The following is a 25,741-nucleotide window of genomic DNA, read 5'->3' as shown; positions in this document are numbered from 1 at the left end:
AATGATTATGTCAATAATAGTTGATATTTTTGCAAGAGAGATACTTGATTCAAGAGGAAATCCGACAGTAGAGGTTGAGGTTGAGCTTGATAGTGGTGTAATAGGAAGAGCGGCTGTGCCATCGGGCGCATCAACAGGTACATTTGAAGCTGTTGAATTGAGGGATGGGGATGATAAGAGATATCTAGGCAAGGGAGTGTTAAAAGCGGTTGAAAATGTAAATGAAACGATAGCGCCGGAATTAATCGGAATGGATGCGACAGAACAGGTTCTTATAGATAAAACCATGATAAATCTTGACGGTACACCAAATAAATCGAAATTAGGCGCTAATGCTATTTTAGGAGTTTCCTTAGCTGTTGCAAGAGCTGCAGCAGAAGAACTGGGATTGCCTCTTTTCCAGTATCTTGGGGGTGTTAATGCAAAGGTGCTTCCTGCGCCGATGATGAATATACTTAATGGCGGGAAACATGCCGATAACAATGTGGATATCCAGGAATTCATGATTATGCCTGTTGGAGCGCAGAACTTCCATGAAGCATTGAGAATTTGTTCAGAAATATATCATAATTTAAAGACTGTCCTTAAAGCAAAAGGACTTGGTACTACAGTCGGAGACGAGGGTGGATTTGCTCCTAATCTGACCTCAAATGAGGAAGCTATACAGGTTATAATAGAGGCGATAGAAAAAGCCGGTTATATTCCAGGTGAGGATGTATCGCTGGCAATGGATCCTGCTTCAACAGAATTATATAGAGATGATGGGAAATATCATTTTGATGGCGAAGGTGTTGTCAGGACATCGGAAGAAATGGTGGATTTCTGGGAACAATTGGTTGATAAGTACCCTATTATATCAATTGAAGATGGCCTTGCAGAAGAGGATTGGAATGGATGGAAACTTCTTACGGAAAGACTTGGCAAAAGGATACAGCTTGTCGGCGATGACTTGTTTGTGACAAATCCTGATAGGCTTTCAAAAGGTATTAAGATGGGTGTTGCTAATTCAATACTTATTAAATTAAACCAGATTGGAACCCTGACAGAAACATTGGATGTTATTGAAATAGCAAAAAGAGCCGGATATTCAGCAGTTGTTTCACATCGTTCCGGTGAAACAGAGGATTGCACGATTGCCGACCTTGTTGTTGCGGTAAATACCGGGCAGATTAAGACAGGTGCTCCAACAAGAACAGAGAGGGTTGTAAAATACAATCAATTAATGAGGATAGAAGAAATACTTGGCGGTATAGCGCAATACCCAGGTATGGATGCATTTTATAAACTTAAATAAATACAAGAAGCAAGAAAAGCCTTTCGGTTTTTGCTTTTCTTGCTCTCTATTTTAAAATAAAAAAAAATTTTTGTTAAAAACTAAAAATAGTATTGACAGAACAAAATATGTATTGTATAATTTAAGCATACCCCCCATAGGAATACGGATTTTAAGGAATATTTTTAATAAAAAATTTTGCAAACTTTAAAGAATATATATCTGATATTTTAAAAAAATACTCTATGGGGGTTTATTAAAAAAATAAAAAAAGGAGTGTTTTCAATGGCAAACAAACCAGAAGAATTATTAAATGATTTAACAAAGGGACTCGGTAATTTAGCAGAGAAGGATCATAATTTCAACAATGGTTTTATGAGATTGATGGGCAGTGTATTCAGAGAAGGTGCTTTATCAGTTAAAGAAAAAGAATTAATAGGAATTGCAGTATGCATATATGTTAGATGCGAATATTGTATTGCTCAGCATGTTTATAAAGCATTAGAAGCCGGTGCTACACCCGAACAGATAATAGAAGCCGCTGAAGTCGGAGTTGCTTTTGGCGGAGGTCCGTCAGTTGCATATCTGGTAACATCGCTAATGGATGCATTAAATACATTTACACCTAAATTCAATAAATAAAAAATATAATTTTTTAAAACATAAATATTTAACATAAAACAAAGTGGGGAAACTCGCTTTGTTTTATATTATGCCATATAATGGACAATCTTTGTTATATTAAAGACTTGATATTTAATATATAATGTAATATAATATGTTCAAGACTAAAAAGAAATTTTATTCTGAATAAGAGCGGAGGAATAAAAAGATATGTTGAAAATAATTGTGCTTATAATTCATGTTTTAGTCAGCTTATTTTTAATGGCTGTTATATTGTTACAGGAGGGCAAAAGTGCCGGAATTTCAGGTGTCATATCAGGTGGTGCAGAAACTTTTTTTGGGAAAAATAAAGCCCGCACAATGGAGGGTACTTTAGAGAGACTTACGACAATAAGTGCTGTGCTTTTTATAATAACCTCTTTAGTATTAGCGTTATTGATGGGAAAATAACTCTAAATGCAGCATAAAACCCTATTGGGTTTTTATTTTTTAGAGTTGATTTATTAAGGTGATATGTATGAATTACAGGGAAATATCTGAAGATATCGAATATAAAGTGCTTTCTTCATTTGCCGTAAAAAGCAGAGAAACAAAGGGAAGGAAATTCCCTGAGCAAAAATGCGATATAAGGACAGAATTTCAAAGAGATAGGGACAGAATAATACATTCCAAAGCATTCAGAAGGCTTAGCCAGAAGACACAGGTATTTATTTCGCCGGAGGGCGACCATTATAGAACAAGGTTAACGCATACCTTGGAGGTTTCACAGATTTCTCAAACCATTGCAAGGGCACTGAGATTAAATGAAGATTTAACAGAGGCAATAGCCTTAGGGCATGACCTTGGTCATACGCCTTTCGGTCATTCCGGCGAGCAGGTTTTGAATGAACTGTTGGCAGAAGGCTTCAGACATAATGAACAAAGTTTGAGAGTAGTTGAACTTTTGGAAAATGGCGGTAAGGGTTTAAATTTAACATGGGAAGTTAGGGACGGAATCCTGAATCATTCAACATCAGGCAATCCTAACACACTGGAAGGTAAGATAGTACAATTGGCTGATAAAATAGCATATATTAATCATGATATTGATGATGCAATAAGAGGTAAAATAATAACTTCTGATGATTTGCCGGAAGATTTAATGCTTGTACTTGGTGATACTCATAAAAAAAGGATAAATACCATGGTGAAAGATATAATTGAAAATAGTTTAGATAAACCTGAAGTGACTATGAGCAGTGATATTTATCAAGCTACTTACAAATTAAGGGATTTTATGTTTAAAAGGGTTTATATTGGTTCAAAAGCTAAAAGTGAGGAATCGAAGGCAAAAAATGTAGTTAAACAGTTATTTAATTATTTTTGTGAGAATATAGATAAAATGCCTGAAGAATTTGTAAATATCTCAAAATTATATAATAATTACAGAGCTGTTGCTGATTATATTGCAGGTATGACCGATAAATATGCAATAATCAAGTATAAGAATATTTTTTTGCCATCTCCATGGGATGATTAAAAATTTTTTAAAATAATTAAACTTTTTAGAAGGATTTTAAGTATTTTTGTCGAATATATTATTCTTGTGAAAAGCATAAAGTAAAAAAAGGATTTCTTAGAATTTTGTCGAAAAGATATATTAATAAGGTGGTGTATATGTCCTTTTCAAAAGATGTTATTGATAAAGTAATAGAAGAAAATGATATTATAGATATAATATCGCAATATGTAGAATTAAAAAAGTCTGGGAAGGATTATAAGGGACTTTGTCCTTTTCATCATGAAAAAACACCCTCCTTCAATGTAAGTCAGGAAAAACAATTATATCATTGCTTTGGATGCCATGCAAGCGGAAATGTTATTACCTTTGTAATGAATATGGAAAATTTGAATTTTATTGAAGCCGTTGAGTACTTGGCAGAAAAAGCCGGTATAAAAATCAATGAGGATAATTTATCTGGCAATGAATATAAAACAAAAAAATTGAAAGATGAAATTTTCAAAGCCAATAAATTGGCAGCATTAAATTTTCATAGAAGATTATATTCAAAAATTGGACATGCGGCGTTAGAATACTTATATGGAAGAGGTATTAATGACAGTACAATTAAGAAGTTTGGACTTGGTTTTTCGCCTGTTAACGGTGATGAGGTGACAGAATTTTTAAGGAATCAAGGTTTTTCTCAGGAGTTTTTATTGACTGCGGGATTATCATTGAAAAGTGTCAGCGGGAAGTACCATGATAGATTTAAAAACAGGATAATGTTTCCTATAATTGATGTAAAGAATAATGTAATAGGTTTTGGAGGAAGGGTTTTGGATAATTCGCTTCCCAAATATTTAAATACACCTGAAACACCTGTTTTTAAAAAGGGCAAAACTCTTTATGCTATTAATTATGCTAAGAAGTCAAAGGAAGATAAATTTGTAATTGTTGAAGGATATATGGATGCAATTGCCCTTCATCAGTGTGGAATTGATTTTGCAGTTGCATCGCTGGGTACGGCATTGACAAGTGAACAAGGGAAACTCATAAAAAAATACAGGGAAAATGTTGTGATTTCATATGATGCAGATGAAGCTGGTGTTAATGCAACTTTAAGAGGACTTGATATACTTGAGGGGCTTAATTTAAATGTATCGATATCAACGGTTCCAAAGGGAAAAGACCCGGATGAATTTGTAAGGAAAGAAGGCATTGAAGCTTTTCAAAAGATGCTTCAAAATGCGGAGCCTTTAATGGAATATAAGATTAAAATGTATAAAAAAGATATTGATTTAAGCCGTCCGGAGGATAAGATTAAATATATAAAAAAAATAAGCAGCGATTTATCCTTAATTAAAGACCAAGTAAAGCGTGATGTTTATATTTCAATTGTATCAAAAGATGCTCAAATACCGGAAAATACGGTTAGAACAGAAATCGAGCAATTTGTCAATAGGTTTTCTAAAAATAATGAAAAAAGTAGGTATACAGTTGGCAAGATTAGGCATAATAATAAATACAGTAGTATGAAAAAATCCTCTTCGGTTAAATATTTAATAGCATTGTTGTTATTTGACAATAAGATTTACGAAAAAATAAAAGCAAAAATAAATCTATATGATATAAATGATGATAACTTAAAACCCATTTTAAATTTTATAGAGGAGAAATTAGAAAATGGCAATAAAGTTAATATTAATGATATAAGTTATCTAATGCAGGACGAAAAAATGATGCAAGAGTTTAAAGATATATTTGAAATACTTTATAATATTCACCTATCAGAGAGACATGACGAGGGACAGGGAAGTACGATTAGTGATAAATTAGTTGATGATTGTATTAGCAATATTACAGAAATGAATTTAAATTTAAAAATATCGCAAATAAAGAAAGAAATTAGCAAAACATATATGATTGGCGACATAGCGAGAGAAAAAGAATTGCTGTTACAATTGCAGAAATATGAAAAGGAGATGCTGATGTTAAAAAATGGCTGATAATAAGGTTACCCAGAGGGGGAGGATACCCATGAGTGAAGAAGAAGCTAAAAATTTAATTAAAGAGCTTATGAATAAGGGCAAAAAAAATGGGATGCTCACATATAGTGAAATAATGAACTCACTGGAGGATTGTGATCTAAATACCGATCAAATAGAAAAAGTGTATGATACCTTTGAAAAACTGGGTATTGAGATTGTTGGCGAAGAACCACAGCAGATTGATGTTATTCCTGAGGAGATAGAGCTTGATTTAACAATACCTGAGGGTATCAGCATTGAAGACCCCGTGAGGATGTATCTTAAAGAAATAGGGAAGGTGCCGCTTTTAACACCTGATGAGGAGATAGAACTTGCAAAAAGGATAGCTCAAGGTGACGAAGAAGCTAAGAAAAGGCTGTCAGAAGCGAATTTAAGGCTTGTTGTGAGTATTGCTAAAAGATATGTAGGGAGAGGGATGCTTTTCCTTGATTTGATACAGGAAGGTAATCTTGGTCTTATGAAGGCTGTAGAAAAATTTGATTATAGGAAAGGATATAAATTCAGCACATATGCTACCTGGTGGATAAGGCAGGCTATAACAAGAGCTATTGCAGACCAAGCCAGAACTATTAGGATACCGGTTCATATGGTGGAAACAATAAATAAACTTATAAGAGTATCAAGACAACTATTACAGGAATTAGGACGTGAACCGACGCCTGAAGAAATAGCTGAAGAGATGGATATAACGGTAGAAAAGGTAAGAGAGATAATGAAGATTGCACAGGAACCAGTATCACTGGAAACACCCATTGGAGAAGAAGAAGACAGTCATCTTGGGGATTTTATTCCTGACGAGGATGCACCTGCACCTGCAGAAGCGGCTGCATTTACAATGTTGAAAGAGCAATTAATTGATGTGCTTGATTCATTGACACCAAGGGAAGAAAAAGTTTTAAAGCTGAGATTTGGTTTGGAGGATGGACGAGCAAGAACCTTAGAGGAAGTCGGGAAAGAATTCAATGTGACAAGAGAACGTATAAGACAAATAGAAGCAAAGGCTCTTCGCAAGTTAAGACACCCTTCAAGGTCCAAGAAATTAAAGGATTTTTTTGATTAAAAATTGTTCAGCCATTACCTGTCCTTGAATCAAAGGGCAGGTAATGAAGCAAGAACATAAAAATGATGCTTAAAAGTCGTTGACAATGATAAAAAAAAAGTATATACTATATTATGAATCCAGAATATTTGAGTTAAATTTTAAAATGTGGAGTATATGAGGGCCTTTAGCTCAGCTGGAAGAGCGGTCGGCTCATAACCGATTGGTCCGGGGTTCGAGTCCCTGAAGGCCCACCATCTATAAAGAAAGGCATAACATTTGTATAACAAATGTTTTTTATTTTTCAATATGGTGAAATTGTCAAAAAGGCTTCTATCGATTATCGATAAGATTCCTCAAGGCTCAAAGGTAGCAGATATTGGAACAGATCATGGTTATATACCTGTTTATTTAAAATTACAAGGCATATCAAATTATATTATAGCATCAGATAATCGTATAGGTTCATTGAATAAAGCAATTAAAATAATAGAAGGATATAACCTAAGCGAATCTATATTTCCAAGATTAGGTGCAGGTATTACCGTACTTAAAAAAGGTGAGGTTGATACCATTATTATTGCAGGAATGGGTGGTATATCAATTGCCGGGATTTTGGATGAGGGGAAAGAGATACAAAATACTGTAAAAAGATTTGTGTTTCAGCCAATGAAGGCATCAGATTATTTAAGGAAATATCTTTTTAAAAATGAATTTAAAATTATTGATGAGGACCTAGTGAAAGAGCAGGATAAATATTATGAAGTAATTGTTGCAGAACATGGTAAAGAGGAAATTTATGATGAAATTTATTTTGAAGTAGGGAAGAAACTTTTTGAAAAGCGGCATTATTTATTAAAGGATTTTATTAAATATAAAATAAATAAATTGAGAAAAATAAAAGAAAAGGTTTTTAAAAGTGTAAACAATGAATGGAAAATAAAAAAAACCGTTGATAAAATAAAAAAATATGAGGTGTTGCTGCATGAGCTTGAAGTGTCAAACAATAGCAGGAATGATGGATAAACTTGCCCCAAGGAAATATGCAGAAGATTGGGATAATGTAGGGCTTATAATTGGAAATCCTCAAAAAGATGTTTCAACTGTTTTAATTGCACTTGATATTACTTTTGATGTTATTAGAGAAGCGATAGAAAAAAATGTTGATATGATTGTCACACATCATCCTGTTATATTTAAACCGGTAAAAAATATACGAACGGATAATTCACAGGGGAAAATAATAGATTTATTAATAAAAAATGATATAGCGGTATATACGGCACATACTAATTTTGATATAACCAAAAGCGGAATGAATGACATCTTATGCAACACCTTAGGAATTTATAATGAAGAAGTCCTTGATGTTACATATTTTGAAGAATATAAAAAAATTGTTGTATATGTTCCTATTGAATACAAAGATATCGTTAAGAATGCTATGTGTAGCGCAGGCGCAGGTTTTATAGGTAATTACAGTGATTGTACTTATCAAATGATTGGTACAGGAACTTTTAAACCCCTCGAGGGAGCAAATCCATTTATTGGTGAAATAGGTAAAATTGAAAATATTCAAGAAGTTAGGATAGAAACCATTGTACCCAAGAAACTTATAAATAGGGTTATTAGTTCAATGTTAAAGGTGCATCCCTATGAGGAAGTGGCATATGATATTTATCCTCTTGAAACCTTTTATGATGAATATGGGCTTGGGAAGATTGGATATATAAAGGAGACAAGTCTGAAGGATTTGGCAGAACAGGTTAAATCAAAATTAAAAATACCAATTTTGAGGGTTGTAGGCGAACTAAATAAGACAATAAATAAGGTAGCAATTTGCGGAGGAAGTGGTGGAAGCCTTATATCTAAGGCGGCATTTAAAGGAGCAGATGTTTTGATATCAGGGGATATTGGATATCATGATGCAATCGATGCCTCACTTCTTGGACTTTCGGTAATTGATGCAGGTCATTTTGGTACTGAGAAAATAGCAATTAATTTTATTGCTGAATACATAATAGATGAGGTACAAAAGCATGAACTTGATTTAAATGTAATAAAAAGTGAAGAGCAGAAGGACCCATTCATTTTTATATAACTTCCAATTAACTTCCATTTGACGATGAGTAATATATATGATAACATATATCTGCTGAATAAATTATACGAGTAAGCCGGATGGTCGCATGCATTTGCATGAGGAAAGTCCGAGCTCCATAGGGCAGGATGCCGGGTAACACCCGGTGGAGGTGACTCCAAGGAAAGTGCAACAGAGATATACCGCCATTCGGATGATTGATGTCGGATCTGAAAAGTCAGAATTAAAATTGATGCATGATTGATTATTGCTCTAATCTGACTTTTGACTTCTGATTTCTGACTTCCGTTGTGGTAAGGGTGGAAAGGCGAGGTAAGAGCTCACCAGCAGCCAGGCGACTGGACTGCTCTGTAAACCCCATCTGGAGCAAGGTAGAATAGGAGGGATTATACAGCTGCCCGCTGTTCCCTCGGGTAAAACCGCTTAAGATGTCAGGAAACTGGCGTCGTAGATAGATGACCGTCTAAGACAGAACTCGGCTTACAGACTTGCTCGTATATATTAATTAAGTAACTCAAATTTCTGTTATTTTTAAATAAGTTTAACAGAAAGAGTCCTTTTTAAAAAGGGCTTTTTCTGTTTCATTTTGTGATTAATAAATATATAATTGTAAAAGAATAAATATGAAAATATAAAAATTTTAAATTTCATTTAATTGTATTATAATATATATGAGAATTGATTTTGGTTAAGAGAGGTTGATAAACATAAAATGGGAAAAGACCCTAAGAATATGAAGGTTGTTGTTGGTATGTCAGGCGGTGTGGATTCATCAGTTGCTGCACTGCTTTTAAAACAGCAGGGATATGATGTTGTTGGTATATTTATGAAAAACTGGAATGAGAAAGATGAATCGGGATATTGCACAGCTGCGGAGGACTTTGAAGATGTGGTACGGGTTGCCGGGCAGATAGGTATTCCATATTATTCGATAAATTTTACACAGGAGTATTGGGACAGGGTTTTTACATATTTTTTAAATGAATATGAAAATGGCAGGACACCAAATCCAGATGTCATGTGTAATAAGGAAATTAAATTTAAAGCATTTCTTGAATTTGCAATGAAAATAGGTGCAGATTATATAGCGACCGGACATTATGCGCGGGTTGAGTATGTAGATGGGGAATATCGCATGTTAAAAGGACGAGACCCGAAGAAGGATCAAACCTATTTCTTGTGTGAGCTTGGTCAGCATCAGTTGTCCAAAACCATATTTCCGGTTGGACATATGTGCAAAGAGGAAGTAAGGGAGATAGCAAGAAAAGCCGGTTTAAATACAGCAAACAAGAAAGATAGTACAGGCATATGCTTTATTGGTGAGAGAAAATTCAAAAAATTTTTAAGTAATTACCTACCTGCAAAGCCCGGAGTTATAAAGAGCATAACAGGGGAGGTTCTCGGGAGACATGAAGGACTTATGTATTATACCCTTGGGCAAAGAAAAGGGATTGGCATAGGTGGTGTTGGTACGGGTGAACCATGGTTTGTGGCAGACAAAGATATTAAAAACAATATTCTGTATGTTGCACAAGGTGCTCGTAATCCGGCGCTTTATTCATATGGACTTACAGCTTTTAATATAAATTGGATAGGTACTAAAGGCATGAAAAAAACTTTTCGATGCAATGCAAAGTTTAGATATAGACAGCCTGATCAGGGTGTTACAGTATATTTAAAAGAAAATAATAGGTGTACTGTTGTATTTGATGAGGCACAAAGGGCGGTAACACCGGGACAATTTGTTGTATTCTATCATGGGGAAGTTTGCTTAGGAGGAGGCGTTATAGAGGATATTATAAAGGATATGGGGAATATTAAAGAATATTTATGATTAATTTGTCTTAGAGGGAGGAATAACTTTGAGTATCCATATAAATGCAAAACAAAATGATATAGCTGAAACCGTATTGCTTCCAGGCGATCCTTTAAGAGCAAAATATATTGCAGAAAATTTTTTGGAGGATGCTGTATGTTATAACAAGGTTAGAGGGATGTATGGATTTACAGGAAAATATAAAGGAAAAAGGGTTTCTGTTCAGGGTACCGGTATGGGTATTCCCTCATTGTCAATATATGCAAATGAACTTATTGCAGAATATAAAGTAAAAAATCTCATTAGGATAGGAACATGCGGGTCAATGCAGCCGGATATAAAATTAAGGGATATTATAATAGCAATGGCATCATCAACCGATTCTGCCATAAATAAAATAAGGTTTAATGGAATGGATTATGCACCAACAGCAAGTTTTATTTTGCTAAAGAAGGCTTATGATATAGCAGTTAAAAAAGGTATTAATGTAAAAGTAGGAGGCATATTGACTTCTGATACATTTTATCATGATGACCCTGATGATTGGAAATTATGGGCAAAGTTTGGAGTCTTAGCAGTTGAGATGGAAACAAGCGGTTTATATACACTTGCAGCAAAATACCATGTAGATGCTCTTTCAATCTTAACCGTAAGTGATAGTCTTGTTACAGGCGATACTACAACTTCTAAGGAGAGAGAAAAAACATTTAATGACATGTTGAATATAGCATTGGAATTAATTGAATAAATATTGGGAGGAGTAGGTATGAAGCCATTAAAGTTTAAACCTATTTTTATGGAGAGAATTTGGGGTGGAGATACATTAAAAAGCAGATATAATTTTGACATCCCGGAAAATAAAAAAATAGGTGAAATGTGGTGTCTTTCTGATAATACAACAGCAGTAAGTGTAATTGATGATGGGGAATATGCTGGTGTAAAAATAAATGAATTAACCAAGAAGTTTTATAGGGAGATATATGGTGATAAGCATAATTATGAAAGGTTTCCGCTTCTTATTAAACTCATTGATGCTCATGACAAGTTATCTGTACAGGTACATCCGGATGATGAGTATGCATACAAATATGAAAATGGAGATAGCGGAAAAACCGAAATGTGGTACATAATTGATGCAAAGCCGGGGGCAAAGCTTATATGTGGTCTTAAAAAAGGGACAACGAAGGAACAATTTAAGAAGCTCCTTGAACATGAGAGGCTTGAAGAATGTCTTAATGAGATAGAGGTTAATCCCGGTGATGTTGTTTATATACCATCTGGGATGGTTCATGCCATTGGGGATGGGATATTAATATGCGAAATACAGCAAAATTCAGATCTTACTTACAGAGTCTATGATTATAACAGAGTAGACACATCTGGCAGGAAACGACAACTCCATGTAAATAAGGCTCTTGATGTGATCGATTTTAATTTAAGAGGAGACAAGATCGTGCCGGATTTTAGAAATATTAATGGCGGCAGGATATCAGAGGTATTGAGAACAAAATATTTCAGTATAGATATTTTTAAGATAGACACCTTTGTTAAAATTGTAAAGGAGAATATCTTTAATACCCTGACGGTTATAGATAATCCCTGTAAATTAAAATATAAAGAAGGAGAAATTAATATTAAAGCCGGAGAGACAATTTTAATGCCAGCGCAAATTGATGAGTTTTATTTGGAAGGTAATTCCAAAATAATAAGGGCATATATATGAATTATTAGATTATATTTGCAGCTAACAAATTGATAAAAAATTAATATATTGACACTGTTGAAGAAGTATTATAAAATGATTTTATCGGGGTTATAGCTCAGCCGGTTAGAGCGCTACGTTGACATCGTAGAGGTCACAGGTTCGAGTCCTGTTAACCCCACCAATCAAGAAAAATTTACCTAATAAATGCTTTTTAAAAAATTTATGATATAATGTATTTATAAGGGGATATAGCTCAGTTGGGAGAGCGCTTGCTTCGCATGTAAGAGGTCAGGGGTTCGAATCCCCTTATCTCCACCAATGAAATAATTGGCGTTAATATGGCACTTCAATTTTCAACTTGTGTTTTTTTAAGCGAGATGATATAATTATAACGAAAAGATTAGGTGGGGTTGAAGGAGGGAATTAAAGAAAAGGTGTTCTAACGATGTAAATTATTTTCTCAAACATGATTCGACAAGATATTTAATGAGTATTTTTATGATGAAAAAGCTAATCTTAAACGATGACATGGTTGTAAAATGATAATAATGAAGGAGAGATAGCCTATAGATTTAAAAATTCTCCAAATTAAAGTATTAAGTTTTATCAGTTGTTATATTTTAATATAGAGATATTGGGAAAATATTTACGGAGGGGATAAAATGGTAAGTATTGATGGAGACCCGGAAATATATCAGATATTTATTGAAAAGTGTATTGAGAAAGGGATTAGAAAAGGCGAAGAAAAAGAAAAATTAAAAACGGCAAAGAAACTATTAAATATGGATATGAGCATTGATGAAATTATGGAAATTACTGAATTGCCGTTAGAAAAAATTAAAAATTTAACCAACTAAGATATAGTTTCATTAAGGTGCAGGATGATTAATCCTGTTTTTTTTATCAGTTTTATAAAAAAAGAAGGAAAATAGAAAGCATATGTAGAATATAATATTCATGTAATAATTTATTATTGAGGAGGTATTTTATGAGTTTTTTAGAAAGGCTTTATGGTATTTTATTTCAACCTGTTAAGACTATAAGAGAGATAATCAGAAAAAAACCTATATGGCAATCAATTTTAGTACTTATTTTGACGGGATTGTTACCTGCGATTACAGCCAAAATCATTTATCCCAAAGACTTATATGGAAATGGGATGAACATTTTTAGCAGCAGCCAATTTTATTCTATTTTTATGACAATGGCAATTGTTTCTTCTATTTTTTTAAGACCAGTAATGCTTTTTGTTTCAACATCTGTATATCATTTAATAGCAGAATTTATGGGCTTTAAGGCACAAATAAAAGATGGTGAAAAAACATTTATTGAGGATGGAAGTAATTCAGATAATCAGAACGATGAAACAGCCATAGGAACAGGCAAGGGATTATATTCGGCATTGGCTTTTGCTACACTTCCTACGATTTTTATGGTTATTATTAATCTTATTTTTAGGTTTACAACTGTACATTATGTATGGATATTTAACCTTATTTTTACGATATGGGTTATCGTGCTGGATATTATATCCATAAGAGAGAATTATAAAATGAATAATGGCAATGCTGCATTAACTTTTTTCCTGCCTTTCATAGTTCTTATTGTAATACTCATACTTATGATGATTTTTATGGGTGTTGTAATGGCACCGGCAATCAATGAGATAATGAGAAATATTCATTCTATGCCTGTTCCTTATTAAATACAACATGTTATATATTTATTAATTTATAGAGGAGCATATGCTCCTCTATTCTATCTTATAAAAACCTTTAATTTCTATTTTATATTCACGAAGTACTTTTTTTATCTCTTCTTCATCTTCTTTTTCATACATTATTGCAATACCACAGCTTAAATCAATAACACGCGGTGTGGGTACGGTTTTAAATTTAATTTTTTTATTTTTTAAAAGTGTGTCTGCCATAAGAGCATAATTTGTACTTTTGAATGCTATAAAGTTGCCTTTCATTTATTTCACCTCAGTTTTGATTATAGCATAATTTTTTGTCGAAAATTAATTTTTGTTATCAAGAAGGATTTTTGAAATTTATAAAGAATATATAAAATATAAAGGTGGTGTTGAAAATGAAAAGAAATAAAGTATATTTGAAAAATATAGAAAAAGAAGATAAAGGCGCATTGCTTTTATGGCTTGAAGATATTGATGTTGTTAAATTTCTCATAGATATGTTTAAAGTATCAAGAGGAGATGACAATGTATTGAATATTCCTTTTGGTAAAAACAGAAAGGTATTTATCATTCAAACAGATAAAAAAATCAATATAGGGTTTTGTGGTGTATATAATATTGACTGGCAGCTGAAGAAGTGTACAATATATATATACATTGATAACAGTAAAAAAATCAATGATGATTATGTATGTGATATAACGAACAAAATATTTAAGGGCAAATTCATGTCGGAGACAAAATTCAAGATAATAGAAGTGCGTACTAAAGAAAATAGGTTTATTGAATATTTTGAAAACATAAGTAATATATGGAAGGATGAAAATGATTTTGTGTTTGAAGTAGGGGTAGATGATAAAACAGGGTAAATTTTGCTAATATTAATTGAATGGTGTTTAAGAGGTGTTTTAATGAATACAGCAAATATAATAACTTTGATGAGATTTTTTCTCATACCTTTTTTTGTTTATAGTTTTTTTTATATTCCTAATGGTAATGTATATGCGGCAATTATATTTACCATATCGGGTATAACCGATGTGATTGATGGATATATAGCAAGGCATTGTAATCAAATTACAAAAACAGGGATATTATTAGACCCGCTTGCAGATAAATTAATGATTCTTACTGTTTTGTCCTGCTTATGGCTTAAGGGTATAATACCTTTTTTTATAATATTGGTTATTTTAATTAAGGAAATATTAATGATTATCGGCGCTATAATCTTATATAAAAAGCGTGACGTTGCAATTTCTGCAAATAAATTTGGGAAAGCAACAACTGTTTTGTTTTATATAGCAATAATTTTTTCAATTTTTGGATGGCCTTATGGGCTAACATTAATGATAGCAGCTTTAATCCTTGCACTTTTATCTTTTATAATATATGCTATTGAATTCAAGTTTTATAACAGTATTTGAGGAAGTATCATCATAGAAAAGTAAGAATATCTTACTTATCTATGATCTGCTTGTTATATATTTGGAAATTGCAGGTTTAAGTTTTAATGCAAATAATGAAGTAAGAATAATTTTTATTAAATCACCCGGTATAAAAGGATATACGCCTGCAATAAGGGCTTTATTTAAGTTCATACCGGTAATCATTGAGAGGTATGATACCCCTGTTAAATATATTATAATTAGTCCTATAATATTAACAGACATAAGTGTAATAAAATTCAGCTTTCTTCTTTTCAGCAAGAGTGATATAACAAGTGCGGCGATTGGAAAGCCCATGAGATATCCTCCTGTTGGTCCTATTAAAATACCCAGACCTCCTCGTAATCCGGCAAATACGGGGATTCCTACTGCTCCGAGAAGATCGAATACAAAAAGGCTAAAAAAAGCCGTTAAAGGATTTAAAAGATTACCTGCCAGCATTACGGCAAAAGTTTGTCCGGTAATTGGCACTGGAGAAAATGGAAGTGGAATACTGATGAACCCCATTATAAATGTTAAAGTTGCAAATAGTGCCGCCAAAACCATGTCTTTTACGGATAATATCGGATTTTTCATATTGATAACGCCTCCTTTTTTATATTCATTATATAATTTTAATTTAGAAATGTCAACTTATAAAAAAAATAGGTTAACTATTATGCTGTTGACAATTTTATATTTTATATATAATATATAAATAAAACATTAAATAAAGGCTGTGATGGTAAGGAGTAAGTATATCGGGCAAAAGAGAGGGACATCTCATAGGCTGAAAAGATTCCCTGCCGAAGATTTGCTGAAGGTAGTGCCTGAGCCTGTAAGCTGAATTTAAGTAGGTTTAAACGGGTATGCCCGATACAGCTTAAGTGATAAAACAAGGTGGTACAGCGGATAACCTTCGCCCTTTAGGAAGAAGGTTATTTTTGATATTAATGTATAAGTGGTAATCATATTAGGTTGAAATTTTTATATTTTGATATATGATAATGGAAGGAGATACATATATGGATATAGCAAAGACATATAGTCCAAAAGAATTTGAAGATAGAATTTATAATGAATGGATGCAAAAGGGATATTTTACGCCTAAAATTGATCCTGATAAAAAGCCTTTTACGATAGTTATCCCTCCCCCAAACATAACGGGTCAGCTTCATATGGGACATGCATTGGATAATACGATGCAGGATATTATAATAAGATGGAAAAGAATGCAGGGATATGCCGCATTATGGATACCCGGTTCAGACCATGCCAGTATTGCAACAGAGGTTAAAGTTATTGATAAACTTAAAGAAAATGGGCTTTCAAAAAGAGATATTGGCAGGGAGAAATTTTTAGAAACGGCATGGGAGTGGAAGGAAAAATATGAAAACCGCATTCTGAATCAACTTAAAAAAATGGGTTCTTCCTGTGACTGGAGCAGGAAAAGATTCACACTTGATGAGGTATGCTCAAGGGCGGTTAAGGAAGTATTTGTTTCACTTTATAAAAAAGGGCTTATATATAGGGGCGACAGAATAATAAATTGGTGTCCTTGTTGTAAAACCGCCTTATCAGATGCAGAAGTTGAACATGAAGAGCAGTTTGGACATATGTGGCATATAAGATATCCGGTAAAAGATGAACATAGATATGTTGTAATAGCAACAACCAGACCCGAAACAATGCTTGGAGATGTAGCTGTTGCAGTAAATCCTGACGATGAAAGATATAAAGACATCATTGGGAAGACATTGATACTTCCTATTGTAGGAAGGGAAATACCCGTTATAGCGGACAGTTATGTGGATATGTCTTTTGGAACGGGTGCAGTTAAAGTGACACCGGCACATGACCCTAATGATTTTGAAATGGGTATAAGACACGACCTTAAATTCATAAACATAATGAATGAGGATGCAACAATAAATTCAAACGGCGGTGATTATGAAGGGCTTGATAGATATGAAGCAAGGCGAAAAATTATAAACAAGCTTAAAGATATGGGGCTATTGGTAAAGGTTGAGGAACATGTTCACAATGTTGGGCATTGTTATAGATGTAATACAACGGTTGAACCCTTTCTTTCAAAGCAGTGGTTTGTAAAGATGGAGCCTTTGGCTGAGCCGGCTCTTGAAGTAGTAAAGAACAAGAAGGTTCAGTTTATACCTGAAAGATTTGCGAAAAACTATATTAACTGGCTGGAAAATATCAGGGATTGGTGTATTTCAAGGCAGCTCTGGTGGGGTCATAGGATACCCGCATGGTATTGCGATGAATGTGGACATATAACAGTGTCAAAAGAGGAACCTTATAAATGTGAAAACTGCGGAAGCAGACAAATACATCAGGACGAGGATGTTTTAGATACATGGTTCAGTTCTGCATTATGGCCTTTTTCTACAATGAGATGGCCGGAAGAAAGTCAAGATCTAAAATATTTCTTTCCCACAAATGTTCTTGTAACAGGCTATGATATTATTTTTTTCTGGGTTGCAAGGATGATATTTATGAGTCTTGAATTTATGCATGAGGTTCCCTTTAGGCATGTACTGATACATGGTCTTGTAAGAGATGAGCAGGGAAGGAAAATGAGCAAATCATTGGGAAATGGCATAGATCCGCTTGAAATTATAGATAAATATGGTGCGGATACCTTGAGATTCACATTAATAACAGGAAATGCTCCCGGGAATGACATGAGGTTTAGTTATGATAAGGTAGAAGCCAGCCGGAATTTTGCTAATAAATTATGGAATGCGTCCAGATATGTTTTACTTAACCTTACTGAAAATGATACGGTTCTTTATACAGAAAACATGACACTTGCTGATAAATGGATATTGACAAGGCTAAATAATGTTGTCAAAGAAGTAACTGAGAATCTTGATAAATATGAACTTGGTATAGCAGCAGGAAAACTTTATGATTTTGTATGGAGTGAGTTTTGCGATTGGTATATAGAGTTAAGTAAACCTGTTTTATACGGTGATGATTTTCAGGCAAAAAGGGTTACGAAATCCATCCTAAGATATGTACTTGATGATATTTTAAGGCTTTTGCATCCTTTTATGCCTTTTATAACAGAAGAGATATGGCAAAACATACCACATAATGGTGAAAGCATAATGGTATCAAAGTGGCCGGAATATAATGAAGAACTTAATTTTGAAGATGAGGCAAAGAAAACCCAGATCTTAATGGAGACTATAAAGATAATAAGGAATTTAAGAAGTGAAGTAAATGTTTCGCCAGCTAAAAAATCAAGGGTAATAATTTCAACAGAAAATGAGGATATGATAGATATATTCAAAGATGGTGAAAATTATATTTTAAAACTGGCAGGTGCATCTGAAATTTTGATAGAGCATAATAAGGAGTTTCTTCCCCAAAAAGCGGTGAGTGGCACAGTTAAAGATGCGTTGATATTAATGCCTCTTGAAGACCTTATTGATATTGATGTGGAAATAAAAAGGCTTAACGATGAAAAGATAAAAGTATTAAGCGAAATTAATAGAGCTGAGGGTATGCTTAAGAATAAAAACTTTGTAAGTAAAGCACCGGAAGCTGTTGTAAATGCCGAAAAGGAAAAGTTAGAAAAATACAAAGCAATGCTTGAAAATATTAAAGACAGGCTTCAATATCTAAAAAGATAATTATTCACTAAGCCTCTTGGGAGGTAATGACATGTTTACATTTTTTAAGAAGGTTGAAAAAAAACCCATACTTGAGATAAGAGAGGTAAATTTAAAAGATGCTAAAGGAATAGTAAATCTTATGGATGGTGTGGGTAAAGAAAAAATATATATGGTTACAGATGAATACAGCTTGACAGAAGAAGAAGAAAGACAGCTTATAAGAAGATTGGACCATAATAAGGATTTAATCCTTATTGCAGATTATGGAGGTCAAGTAGTAGGCTGTCTTACCCTTTTCAGGTATTATGGCGGCAGGTCATCAAAAGTACAACATGTTGCTGAAATAGGAATAAGCATTAATTCTGAATTTAGAAATTCGGGTATTGGTTCAAAACTGTTTGAGTATGCTATAAAATGGGCGAAACAAAAGAATTATAAAAAATTATGTTTAAGTGTTTTTAGTACAAATGAAATTGCAATACATCTTTATAGGAAGTATGGATTTAAAGAAGAAGGCAGAAGAAGAGCACAATTTAAGATAGGGTCGGATTATGTCGATGAAATCTTAATGGGGTTATTTATATGATAAAGAATGGTTGAGGTGAAATTATGGATTATCAAGAGGCAATGGATTATATTAACAATACCAATAAATTTGGGATAAAACTTGGGTTGGATATAATAAGTGAGATTCTCAAGCATATGGGAAATCCTGAAAAGAATCTTAAAATAATTCATGTAGCAGGAACAAACGGCAAGGGTTCTACATGCTCGTTTTTAAGTCATATTCTAAGATGTGCATCATATAAAGTTGGACTTTATACGTCACCATATCTTGAATGTTTTGAAGAAAGGCTTAGAATAAATGGCAAAAATATTCCAAAAGAAAAATTGGTTTATTATGTAGAATATATAAAACCTATTATTGATAAAATAATAGAAGAGGGATATGACTGTCCTACTGAGTTTGAACTTATTACAGCAATCGCATTCAAATACTTTTATGATGAAGAGGTTGATTTTGTTGTTCTTGAGGTAGGTTTAGGCGGAAGGTTTGATGCAACGAATGCTATTGAAAAATCTCTTTTGTCAATAATTACTACAATAGATTATGACCATATGGATAGATTAGGAAATACAATTGAAGAAATAGCATACGAAAAAGCCGGTATTATAAAACAAAATGGCATTGTTGTAAGCTGTTTTCAAAACATAGGTGCACTAAATGTTATAAAAGATGTATGCAAAGATAAAAATGCAACCCTTATAATACTGGATAAAGAGGATATAAATATAAAAGAGATGACGTCTTATAAGCAGATTTTCGATTTTAAAGGATTTAAAAATCTTGAGATAAGGCTTATTGGGAAACATCAGGTATATAATGCCTCACTTGCTGTTCTTGCTATAATAAAATTGAAGAAATACAATATTAATATTGATGAAGATTGTATAAGAAAAGGACTTGTAGATACTACATGGCCCGGAAGATTAGAGATTATTTCAAGGTCACCTTTAGTGGTAATAGATGGTGCTCATAATCTTCAAGGGGTAAGGGTTTTAAAAGACGCCCTAAAGCTTTTTACGTATAAAAAACTGATTTTAGTTGTCGGCATGCTTAGAGATAAGGATACTGAAAATATGCTGAATCTTATTGTTCCTGAAGCAGATATTGTTATTGCAACAATGCCAATCAGTGATAGGGCATATACTGCAGAGGAACTTTCCAAAAGAATTAAAATAGCAGATGTGGTGCATTTTGAAGATATTGATGCTGCTGCGAGATATGCCTTAAGCAAGGCGGATAGTGATGATATGGTTCTATTTAGTGGTTCACTTTATATGATAGGTCATTTAAGGAGTTTTTTAAAGAATGTAATATTTCCATCTTCTCATTAATATACTGTATTGTATTATATACTCTGAGAAGGTGGTTATATGGAATATAATAACAATAACCTTTTGCAAGAAATTGATAGAGCCCTTAAATTTATGAAGGAAGCAGAAACATGTTTTGAACATGTCGAAGAAGAGGATTATCTTAAAACAAAACTTGCAAAACTTAGGTACGATTTTGCCAGACAAGAATATATAAGATTGTTAAAAATTGCTAAGGAACGGAAAATGAGATATAATTTACAGGACTTATACGAAAAAATATTAGATGTCTGACATAAGATGTTTATTGATATTTTTATATTGTAAATATTATAGATTAATTTGTATAATACTCAAAAATTAAATTGTATGAAGTGTGCTTTTTGTACACTTTATTTTTTAAGGAGGCAAAAATGAGGAAAATACTTACTATTGCTGGTTCTGACAGTATAGGTGGAGCGGGAATCCAGGCTGACCTTAAAACATTTTGTGCGCTGGGAGTTTATGGTATGTCTGTGATAACTGCTGTAACTGCTCAAAATACAAGAGGGGTTTTTGATGTCCGGAATATGGATGAAAGTATAATTAAAGAGCAGATTGACTGTGTATTCGATGACACTGATGTTGATGCATTAAAAATTGGAATGGTTTCAACTGGGTCTATAATTGAAGTGATAGCATCATCATTGAAAAAATGGAAGGCTCAAAACATTGTGTTAGATCCTGTTATGATATCTAAAAGCGGGTATTATTTATTGAAAACGGATGCGATTAATGTATTGAAAACAAAATTAATGCCTTTAGCAGATATACTTACACCAAATATTCCTGAAGCTGAAGTTATAACAGGAATTAAAATAAATGGAATTGATGAAATGAAAAAAGCTGCAAAGATGATGGTAGACATGGGAGCAAATGCAGTTGTTGTTAAAGGGGGGCATCTAATAAATGATGCGGCGGATGTATTTTATGATGGGAAAGAGCTATTTATAATGCCGGAAGATAGATTAAACACAAAAAATACACATGGTACAGGATGTACATATTCTGCTGCGATTGCATCATATCTTGGGAAGGGATTTAGTAGAAAAGAAGCTGTATTAAATGCAAAAAGGTATATTACTACTGCTATTAAAAATTCACTTTCGATAGGCAAAGGTGTCGGACCTTTAGGACACCTTATCGACCTTTACAGAAGGGCAGGTGTAGATTATTGAAAATATAATGATAAAAAACTGAGGAGTGTTAAACTTGCTATTGAAAAATTAATTAAACTGTGATAAAATAATACTTGCGTCGGGGCATAGCGCAGAGGTAGCGCGCGCGGTTCGGGACCGTGAGGTCGCAGGTTCAAATCCTGTTGCCCCGACCATTTTTGTGGCATATAATCTCCCCCTGCATATTATAAAGTATAGATATGCGGGGGGATTTAAGTTGAATATATATGTTGCCAATAAAGGGGAAGATACAGTTCAACGCATAAACATTAATAAACACATTAATGATTTTTTAAGGCTCAAGCCATTAAAAGCAATGTATAATGTATTACAATATAATAGAGAACCTGTTGTAGGTCCACATAGGATGATTTTTGATAAAGTCAGTAATAAACTATATACCTTAAACGAATATGATGATTCAATAAGTATAATAGATATTAATAGTTTTAAATTTTTAAGGACAATTTATGCAGGTGCTTGTCCTAATAATGGTATTATCCTTAACAATGATATATTAATAACAAATGGTGATGGTGATTGCATAAGTGTTTTTAATATTAAATCTGAAAAAATAGTAGAACAGATAAAGGTGGGAAGTCAGCCACAGGCGATATTATACAATAAAAGGTTTGGTAAAATTATAGTATGCAATATGAATTCAGATTCTATAACAATTATAAATCCTTTAGATTTTTCGGTAGAGAAAGATTTTGTTGTAGGTTCAAAGCCATATGATATGTGTTTTTCAAATGATGAAAAATATCTTTTTGTAAGTAATACCTATCTTGAATCCGGCCTTGATGGAACTATTTCTATTTTTGACATGTCAAGTGAGAAAATAGTTAATACTTTAAAGTGTGGAAAACTACCAATTTCGATTTGTTCTGATGAAAAATATATTTATGTTGTTAATTCTTGTTCAAATACATTAAGGAGAATATGTATAAAGACAGGAGAATATAAAGAAATATATTGTGGTTATATGCCTTCGTATATTACTGTAAAAAATAGAAAAGCTTTTATATCAAATACAGGTGAAAATAAATTATTGTTGATTGATATTGAAAATTTTTTAGTTGAAAAAAGTATAGAAATGGGAAAAGAGCCTGATGGTATTTTTATTGAAACGTAAGTTTATTTATTATATAGCCATATATATCCTGTGATTTTTGTTTCCAGTTATCACAAATTATCTTTGCTTGTTCTGCATCTACTACACTTATACTTAAATCAATCAGTGTAATTCCATTTTCTACAACTTTACAGTTTGCAATATATTCGCTTGCCGATTTTTTGGAATAAATTGCTATATATTGAGATTCCTGCTTAAAAGTTTCTTTGTTGTAAAGTATATATTTATCGATTTTTTTCCTTGTTTCTTCAGGAATATGTGTTAAAAATAATTTTAAAGCAGTTAAACCTGATTCGCTTAAAAAGAATTTATTATCTTCAAATATTATAAATTTGCTATCATTAAGTTCATTCAAAAAATGTTTCAGATAAAAGTAATTCATTAATTTGTTATCAACTATAATCCTGTTAATTTGTTCACCTGTTAAAGGCATATCAATTCTTTTTAATATATATAATATAATAAGTTTATTTTCCGCTAATTCCTGAGTTTCATAGCTCAATATATCACTTCCTTTCTTAACAATATATCATAAGACTATTTCATTTTAACATAAAGTACGTAAAAATAAAAGAGAATATAAAAATATACCCTCTTTTAATATTTTACTATATATATTAATATTTGCTATTGACGAGTTTTTTTAGGATTTTCTAATTTTACACCATTTGCCATGGCTTTTTCAGCAAATTGGACTATTCTTTGCACCATATGTCCCCCGACTGCTCCGCAATCCCGACTTGATAAATGCCCCCAATAATCTTCTGAGCCTTGTTTCACCGGTAAGCCGAGTTCTGCAGCAATTTCATATTTTAAATTATCAAGTGCCTGATGTGCTTCCGGCACCATTTTAGGATTATCATTCCAACTTCCTTTAGCCATTTTTATCTCACTCCCAATTTTTATTTATTTCAATATTAATTTGCCCAGATAAGATTTATTTATGCTTTAAAAATATGTTAAAATATTTTTATACTATTTTTAAAAAGGTGATAAAATGAACAAACAGGAAATTTTACAAAAAAATGCTAAAAAATGGGGTGCATCTTTGGTTGCTTTTTCAAATCTTGATGGTGTACTTCCTGATAATTTAAAGGATTTACCTTATGGCATGACAATTGTAATAAAATTATCTGACAGAATCATAGATGAAATAAAGGATAAACCGACATATACTTATTTTCATCATTACCGTTCAGTAAATACTTTAATTGATCAGATTACCTTAAGAATGGTTTTGATGATAGAAGAATTTGGATATAATGCCCTTGCAGTGCCAGCATCACAGTCGATAGCTGAATTAGGCGAATATAGAGGGCTTTTTCAGCATAAGACTGCTGCGACAAGAGCTGGTATCGGATGGATAGGGAAAAATGATTTATTGATAACAGAAAAATACGGTCCAAGGGTAAGACTTGGTACCGTATTGACTGATATGCCTTTTAAAACTGGAATACCAATTGTAGAAAGCAAATGCGGTGATTGCAGCCTTTGTGTTAAAAGCTGTCCTGCGATGGCTTTAAATGGATACAAATGGGAGGAAGGGATTGAAAGATCTAAGATTTTAGATGCGAGGGCATGCAGTGAATATATGAAAAAAAATTACCAACATATTGGGAGAGGTTCTGTTTGCGGTATTTGTATGAGGGTTTGCCCATATGGCAAAAAAACCGATATAACAAAAACCGCTAAAATAAAAACTTGATTTTTATTTCAAATCGTTTAGATTATAGGGTGTTTCCTGATAAACATAATAATTAAGCCAGTTAGAAAAAAGGAGATTTGCATGTCCTCTCCAGCGTACAATCGGTTCTTTATGGGGATTATCATCTGAAAAATAATTTTTTGGGATTTTTATATCAATCCCCTTTTGCTTATCTCGTTCATATTCATATTTAAGTGTTAACTTTTCATATTCAGAATGACCCATTACAAAGATTTGTTTTCCTCCTTTTGTTTTTAATATATAAAGACCTGCTTCATCAGATTCTGATAATATTTCAAGTTCTTTTACTTTTTCAATATCTTTGCGGCGTATTTCAGTATGTCTTGAATGTGGGGCATAGAATTCATCATCAAATCCCCGCATAAGTTTTGCATTTTTTACGTTTACTCTATGTTTAAATACACCAAACATTTTTTGTTTAAGGGGATATTTCGGTATCCCATAATGGTAATAGAGTCCAGCCTGTGCCCCCCAACAAATATGAAGTGTTGAACAAACATTTTGAGTACTCCATTTCATTATTTGGGTAAGTTCATCCCAATAATCAACATCTTCAAAATCCAATTGTTCAACGGGTGCACCTGTTATGATAAGCCCATCAAATTTTTCATTTTTCAAATCATTAAAACTTTTATAAAAATTAATTAGATGATCCGATGGTGTATGCTTGGGTGTATGTGAAATAGGATAAAAAAGCGTAATATTTACTTGTATTGGAGTATTTCCTATTAATCTTAGAAGCTGCGTTTCTGTAGCAATTTTTGTAGGCATTAAATTAAGTATGGCGATTTTTAATGGTCTTATATCCTGATGGGTTGCACGTTCTTCTGTCATAACAAAAATATTTTCATTTGTCAATATTTCGACAGCTGGTAAATTATCGGGAATATTTATTGGCATGTATTTCACCTCGATTTTGATAGAATAATTTGTTGAAT

The 25,741-nt window shown here is 32.8% G+C and carries 27 protein-coding genes, 4 tRNA genes and 1 other RNA gene; 27 read left to right on the top strand and 5 right to left on the bottom strand.

All coding sequences use genetic code 11. The features are described from left to right. Window positions 1–7: 7 nt before the first annotated feature. The 17 genes from eno to AC0LWJ_RS06395 all read left to right on the top strand — a co-directional run bounded on the left by eno (window position 8) and on the right by AC0LWJ_RS06395 (window position 13,791). Entirely contained in the window at window positions 8–1,294 is a 1,287-nt protein-coding gene (gene eno, locus AC0LWJ_RS06475; protein WP_474237391.1) for a phosphopyruvate hydratase, read from the top strand. A gap of 264 nt (window positions 1,295–1,558) precedes the next feature. Further along, complete coding sequence (locus AC0LWJ_RS06470; RefSeq protein ID WP_474237389.1) at window positions 1,559–1,915, top strand: carboxymuconolactone decarboxylase family protein; 357 nt, start codon at window positions 1,559–1,561, stop codon at window positions 1,913–1,915. A gap of 192 nt (window positions 1,916–2,107) precedes the next feature. Next, entirely contained in the window at window positions 2,108–2,347 is a 240-nt protein-coding gene (gene secG, locus AC0LWJ_RS06465) for a preprotein translocase subunit SecG (protein WP_474237388.1), read from the top strand. Window positions 2,348–2,414: 67 nt separating this feature from the next. After that, window positions 2,415–3,416, top strand: coding sequence for a deoxyguanosinetriphosphate triphosphohydrolase (locus AC0LWJ_RS06460; protein ID WP_474237387.1), 1,002 nt, complete (start codon window positions 2,415–2,417; stop codon window positions 3,414–3,416). A 137-nt stretch (window positions 3,417–3,553) separates the two neighbouring features. Beyond that, window positions 3,554–5,383 (top strand): DNA primase, encoded by a 1,830-nt coding sequence (gene dnaG / locus AC0LWJ_RS06455; protein WP_474237386.1) that lies wholly within the window; start codon window positions 3,554–3,556, stop codon window positions 5,381–5,383. A 31-nt stretch (window positions 5,384–5,414) separates the two neighbouring features. Then, window positions 5,415–6,485: an RNA polymerase sigma factor RpoD gene (gene rpoD, locus AC0LWJ_RS06450; protein ID WP_474237385.1), complete on the top strand. Its 1,071-nt coding sequence runs from the start codon at window positions 5,415–5,417 to the stop codon at window positions 6,483–6,485. 160 nt (window positions 6,486–6,645) lie between these two features. Beyond that, window positions 6,646–6,721 (top strand) — tRNA-Ile (locus AC0LWJ_RS06445). A 55-nt stretch (window positions 6,722–6,776) separates the two neighbouring features. Continuing rightward, window positions 6,777–7,490, top strand: a complete 714-nt coding sequence (locus AC0LWJ_RS06440) for a tRNA (adenine(22)-N(1))-methyltransferase (protein ID WP_474237454.1) — start codon at window positions 6,777–6,779, stop codon at window positions 7,488–7,490. Then, the gene (locus AC0LWJ_RS06435) at window positions 7,450–8,565 is read left to right on the top strand and encodes a Nif3-like dinuclear metal center hexameric protein (protein ID WP_474237384.1); all 1,116 of its coding nucleotides are present in this window, start codon (window positions 7,450–7,452) and stop codon (window positions 8,563–8,565) included. Before AC0LWJ_RS06440 ends, AC0LWJ_RS06435 begins: the two co-directional genes overlap by 41 nt. A 68-nt stretch (window positions 8,566–8,633) precedes the next feature. Beyond that, an RNA gene (gene rnpB, locus AC0LWJ_RS06430) (RNase P RNA component class A) lies at window positions 8,634–9,064 on the top strand. Window positions 9,065–9,298: 234 nt separating this feature from the next. Beyond that, a complete protein-coding gene (gene mnmA, locus AC0LWJ_RS06425) occupies window positions 9,299–10,399 on the top strand; it encodes a tRNA 2-thiouridine(34) synthase MnmA (RefSeq protein ID WP_503031413.1) in 1,101 nt (366 codons plus the stop codon). Between the two features lie 28 nt (window positions 10,400–10,427). Continuing rightward, window positions 10,428–11,129, top strand: coding sequence for a purine-nucleoside phosphorylase (gene deoD / locus AC0LWJ_RS06420; protein WP_474237380.1), 702 nt, complete (start codon window positions 10,428–10,430; stop codon window positions 11,127–11,129). 18 nt (window positions 11,130–11,147) lie between these two features. Next, a complete protein-coding gene (locus AC0LWJ_RS06415; RefSeq protein ID WP_474237379.1) occupies window positions 11,148–12,104 on the top strand; it encodes a type I phosphomannose isomerase catalytic subunit in 957 nt (318 codons plus the stop codon). 86 nt (window positions 12,105–12,190) lie between these two features. Then, window positions 12,191–12,267, top strand: a tRNA-Val gene (locus AC0LWJ_RS06410). Between the two features lie 61 nt (window positions 12,268–12,328). Beyond that, a tRNA-Ala gene (locus tag AC0LWJ_RS06405) sits at window positions 12,329–12,404 on the top strand. Window positions 12,405–12,748: 344 nt separating this feature from the next. Continuing rightward, window positions 12,749–12,943: a hypothetical protein gene (locus AC0LWJ_RS06400; protein WP_474237378.1), complete on the top strand. Its 195-nt coding sequence runs from the start codon at window positions 12,749–12,751 to the stop codon at window positions 12,941–12,943. Between the two features lie 131 nt (window positions 12,944–13,074). Next, window positions 13,075–13,791: a YIP1 family protein gene (locus AC0LWJ_RS06395; protein WP_474237377.1), complete on the top strand. Its 717-nt coding sequence runs from the start codon at window positions 13,075–13,077 to the stop codon at window positions 13,789–13,791. 48 nt (window positions 13,792–13,839) lie between these two features. On the opposite strand, the gene AC0LWJ_RS06390 is transcribed toward AC0LWJ_RS06395, so the two are convergent. Continuing rightward, window positions 13,840–14,061 (bottom strand): putative Se/S carrier protein, encoded by a 222-nt coding sequence (locus AC0LWJ_RS06390; protein WP_474237376.1) that lies wholly within the window; start codon window positions 14,059–14,061, stop codon window positions 13,840–13,842. 116 nt (window positions 14,062–14,177) lie between these two features. Between AC0LWJ_RS06390 and AC0LWJ_RS06385 the strand changes: the two genes are divergently transcribed. Together AC0LWJ_RS06385 and AC0LWJ_RS06380 are read left to right on the top strand one after the other, a co-directional pair. Then, window positions 14,178–14,651 (top strand): GNAT family N-acetyltransferase, encoded by a 474-nt coding sequence (locus tag AC0LWJ_RS06385; protein ID WP_474237375.1) that lies wholly within the window; start codon window positions 14,178–14,180, stop codon window positions 14,649–14,651. Between the two features lie 42 nt (window positions 14,652–14,693). Then, on the top strand, window positions 14,694–15,206 hold the full coding sequence (locus AC0LWJ_RS06380) for a CDP-alcohol phosphatidyltransferase family protein (protein WP_474237374.1): 513 nt from the start codon (window positions 14,694–14,696) through the stop codon (window positions 15,204–15,206). A gap of 39 nt (window positions 15,207–15,245) precedes the next feature. On the opposite strand, the gene AC0LWJ_RS06375 is transcribed toward AC0LWJ_RS06380, so the two are convergent. Continuing rightward, the gene (locus tag AC0LWJ_RS06375) at window positions 15,246–15,803 is read right to left on the bottom strand and encodes a biotin transporter BioY (RefSeq protein WP_474237373.1); all 558 of its coding nucleotides are present in this window, start codon (window positions 15,801–15,803) and stop codon (window positions 15,246–15,248) included. Between the two features lie 428 nt (window positions 15,804–16,231). On the opposite strand from AC0LWJ_RS06375, the gene AC0LWJ_RS06370 reads away from it, so the two are divergent. From AC0LWJ_RS06370 to AC0LWJ_RS06340, 7 genes are all read left to right on the top strand, one after another. Next, entirely contained in the window at window positions 16,232–18,865 is a 2,634-nt protein-coding gene (locus tag AC0LWJ_RS06370; RefSeq protein WP_474237372.1) for a valine--tRNA ligase, read from the top strand. A gap of 31 nt (window positions 18,866–18,896) precedes the next feature. Beyond that, on the top strand, window positions 18,897–19,433 hold the full coding sequence (locus tag AC0LWJ_RS06365; RefSeq protein WP_474237371.1) for a GNAT family N-acetyltransferase: 537 nt from the start codon (window positions 18,897–18,899) through the stop codon (window positions 19,431–19,433). Between the two features lie 23 nt (window positions 19,434–19,456). Beyond that, complete coding sequence (locus tag AC0LWJ_RS06360) at window positions 19,457–20,746, top strand: bifunctional folylpolyglutamate synthase/dihydrofolate synthase (protein WP_474237370.1); 1,290 nt, start codon at window positions 19,457–19,459, stop codon at window positions 20,744–20,746. Window positions 20,747–20,785: 39 nt separating this feature from the next. After that, entirely contained in the window at window positions 20,786–21,019 is a 234-nt protein-coding gene (locus tag AC0LWJ_RS06355; RefSeq protein ID WP_284680545.1) for a hypothetical protein, read from the top strand. Between the two features lie 119 nt (window positions 21,020–21,138). Next, on the top strand, window positions 21,139–21,942 hold the full coding sequence (thiD, locus tag AC0LWJ_RS06350; RefSeq protein WP_474237369.1) for a bifunctional hydroxymethylpyrimidine kinase/phosphomethylpyrimidine kinase: 804 nt from the start codon (window positions 21,139–21,141) through the stop codon (window positions 21,940–21,942). 80 nt (window positions 21,943–22,022) lie between these two features. Beyond that, window positions 22,023–22,097: transfer RNA gene (locus AC0LWJ_RS06345), tRNA-Pro, on the top strand. A gap of 62 nt (window positions 22,098–22,159) precedes the next feature. Then, complete coding sequence (locus AC0LWJ_RS06340; protein WP_474237368.1) at window positions 22,160–23,077, top strand: YncE family protein; 918 nt, start codon at window positions 22,160–22,162, stop codon at window positions 23,075–23,077. On the opposite strand, the gene AC0LWJ_RS06335 is transcribed toward AC0LWJ_RS06340, so the two are convergent. Together AC0LWJ_RS06335 and AC0LWJ_RS06330 are read right to left on the bottom strand one after the other, a co-directional pair. Then, window positions 23,064–23,579, bottom strand: a complete 516-nt coding sequence (locus AC0LWJ_RS06335) for a DUF4364 family protein (protein WP_474237367.1) — start codon at window positions 23,577–23,579, stop codon at window positions 23,064–23,066. The two genes, AC0LWJ_RS06340 and AC0LWJ_RS06335, sit on opposite strands and share 14 nt — an antisense overlap. 125 nt (window positions 23,580–23,704) lie before the next feature. Then, a complete protein-coding gene (locus AC0LWJ_RS06330) occupies window positions 23,705–23,959 on the bottom strand; it encodes an alpha/beta-type small acid-soluble spore protein (protein ID WP_474237366.1) in 255 nt (84 codons plus the stop codon). 115 nt (window positions 23,960–24,074) lie between these two features. Between AC0LWJ_RS06330 and AC0LWJ_RS06325 the strand changes: the two genes are divergently transcribed. Further along, a complete protein-coding gene (locus AC0LWJ_RS06325; protein ID WP_474237365.1) occupies window positions 24,075–24,782 on the top strand; it encodes a 4Fe-4S double cluster binding domain-containing protein in 708 nt (235 codons plus the stop codon). A gap of 3 nt (window positions 24,783–24,785) precedes the next feature. On the opposite strand, the gene metA is transcribed toward AC0LWJ_RS06325, so the two are convergent. Beyond that, entirely contained in the window at window positions 24,786–25,703 is a 918-nt protein-coding gene (gene metA, locus AC0LWJ_RS06320; RefSeq protein ID WP_474237364.1) for a homoserine O-acetyltransferase MetA, read from the bottom strand. Window positions 25,704–25,741: the final 38 nt, after the last annotated feature.

The organism is Aceticella sp. 75b-Ac, from assembly GCF_056032965.2.
The sequence above is the reverse complement of the archived record's forward strand: the minus strand, read 5'-3'. Positions and strand labels throughout refer to the sequence as shown.

Bases quoted from the DNA above. Each gene is read 5' to 3' on its own strand.
- eno (WP_474237391.1), top strand. From the start codon at position 8: ATGTCAATAATAGTTGATATTTTTGCAAGAGAGATACTTGATTCAAGA.
- AC0LWJ_RS06470 (WP_474237389.1), top strand. From the start codon at position 1,559: ATGGCAAACAAACCAGAAGAATTATTAAATGATTTAACAAAGGGACTC.
- secG (WP_474237388.1), top strand. From the start codon at position 2,108: ATGTTGAAAATAATTGTGCTTATAATTCATGTTTTAGTCAGCTTATTT.
- AC0LWJ_RS06460 (WP_474237387.1), top strand. From the start codon at position 2,415: ATGAATTACAGGGAAATATCTGAAGATATCGAATATAAAGTGCTTTCT.
- dnaG (WP_474237386.1), top strand. From the start codon at position 3,554: ATGTCCTTTTCAAAAGATGTTATTGATAAAGTAATAGAAGAAAATGAT.
- rpoD (WP_474237385.1), top strand. From the start codon at position 5,415: ATGAGTGAAGAAGAAGCTAAAAATTTAATTAAAGAGCTTATGAATAAG.
- AC0LWJ_RS06435 (WP_474237384.1), top strand. From the start codon at position 7,450: ATGAGCTTGAAGTGTCAAACAATAGCAGGAATGATGGATAAACTTGCC.
- mnmA (WP_503031413.1), top strand. From the start codon at position 9,299: ATGAAGGTTGTTGTTGGTATGTCAGGCGGTGTGGATTCATCAGTTGCT.
- AC0LWJ_RS06415 (WP_474237379.1), top strand. From the start codon at position 11,148: ATGAAGCCATTAAAGTTTAAACCTATTTTTATGGAGAGAATTTGGGGT.
- AC0LWJ_RS06400 (WP_474237378.1), top strand. From the start codon at position 12,749: ATGGTAAGTATTGATGGAGACCCGGAAATATATCAGATATTTATTGAA.
- AC0LWJ_RS06395 (WP_474237377.1), top strand. From the start codon at position 13,075: ATGAGTTTTTTAGAAAGGCTTTATGGTATTTTATTTCAACCTGTTAAG.
- AC0LWJ_RS06390 (WP_474237376.1), bottom strand. From the start codon at position 14,061: ATGAAAGGCAACTTTATAGCATTCAAAAGTACAAATTATGCTCTTATG.
- AC0LWJ_RS06385 (WP_474237375.1), top strand. From the start codon at position 14,178: ATGAAAAGAAATAAAGTATATTTGAAAAATATAGAAAAAGAAGATAAA.
- AC0LWJ_RS06380 (WP_474237374.1), top strand. From the start codon at position 14,694: ATGAATACAGCAAATATAATAACTTTGATGAGATTTTTTCTCATACCT.
- AC0LWJ_RS06375 (WP_474237373.1), bottom strand. From the start codon at position 15,803: ATGAAAAATCCGATATTATCCGTAAAAGACATGGTTTTGGCGGCACTA.
- AC0LWJ_RS06370 (WP_474237372.1), top strand. From the start codon at position 16,232: ATGGATATAGCAAAGACATATAGTCCAAAAGAATTTGAAGATAGAATT.
- AC0LWJ_RS06365 (WP_474237371.1), top strand. From the start codon at position 18,897: ATGTTTACATTTTTTAAGAAGGTTGAAAAAAAACCCATACTTGAGATA.
- AC0LWJ_RS06360 (WP_474237370.1), top strand. From the start codon at position 19,457: ATGGATTATCAAGAGGCAATGGATTATATTAACAATACCAATAAATTT.
- AC0LWJ_RS06355 (WP_284680545.1), top strand. From the start codon at position 20,786: ATGGAATATAATAACAATAACCTTTTGCAAGAAATTGATAGAGCCCTT.
- thiD (WP_474237369.1), top strand. From the start codon at position 21,139: ATGAGGAAAATACTTACTATTGCTGGTTCTGACAGTATAGGTGGAGCG.
- AC0LWJ_RS06330 (WP_474237366.1), bottom strand. From the start codon at position 23,959: ATGGCTAAAGGAAGTTGGAATGATAATCCTAAAATGGTGCCGGAAGCA.
- AC0LWJ_RS06325 (WP_474237365.1), top strand. From the start codon at position 24,075: ATGAACAAACAGGAAATTTTACAAAAAAATGCTAAAAAATGGGGTGCA.
- metA (WP_474237364.1), bottom strand. From the start codon at position 25,703: ATGCCAATAAATATTCCCGATAATTTACCAGCTGTCGAAATATTGACA.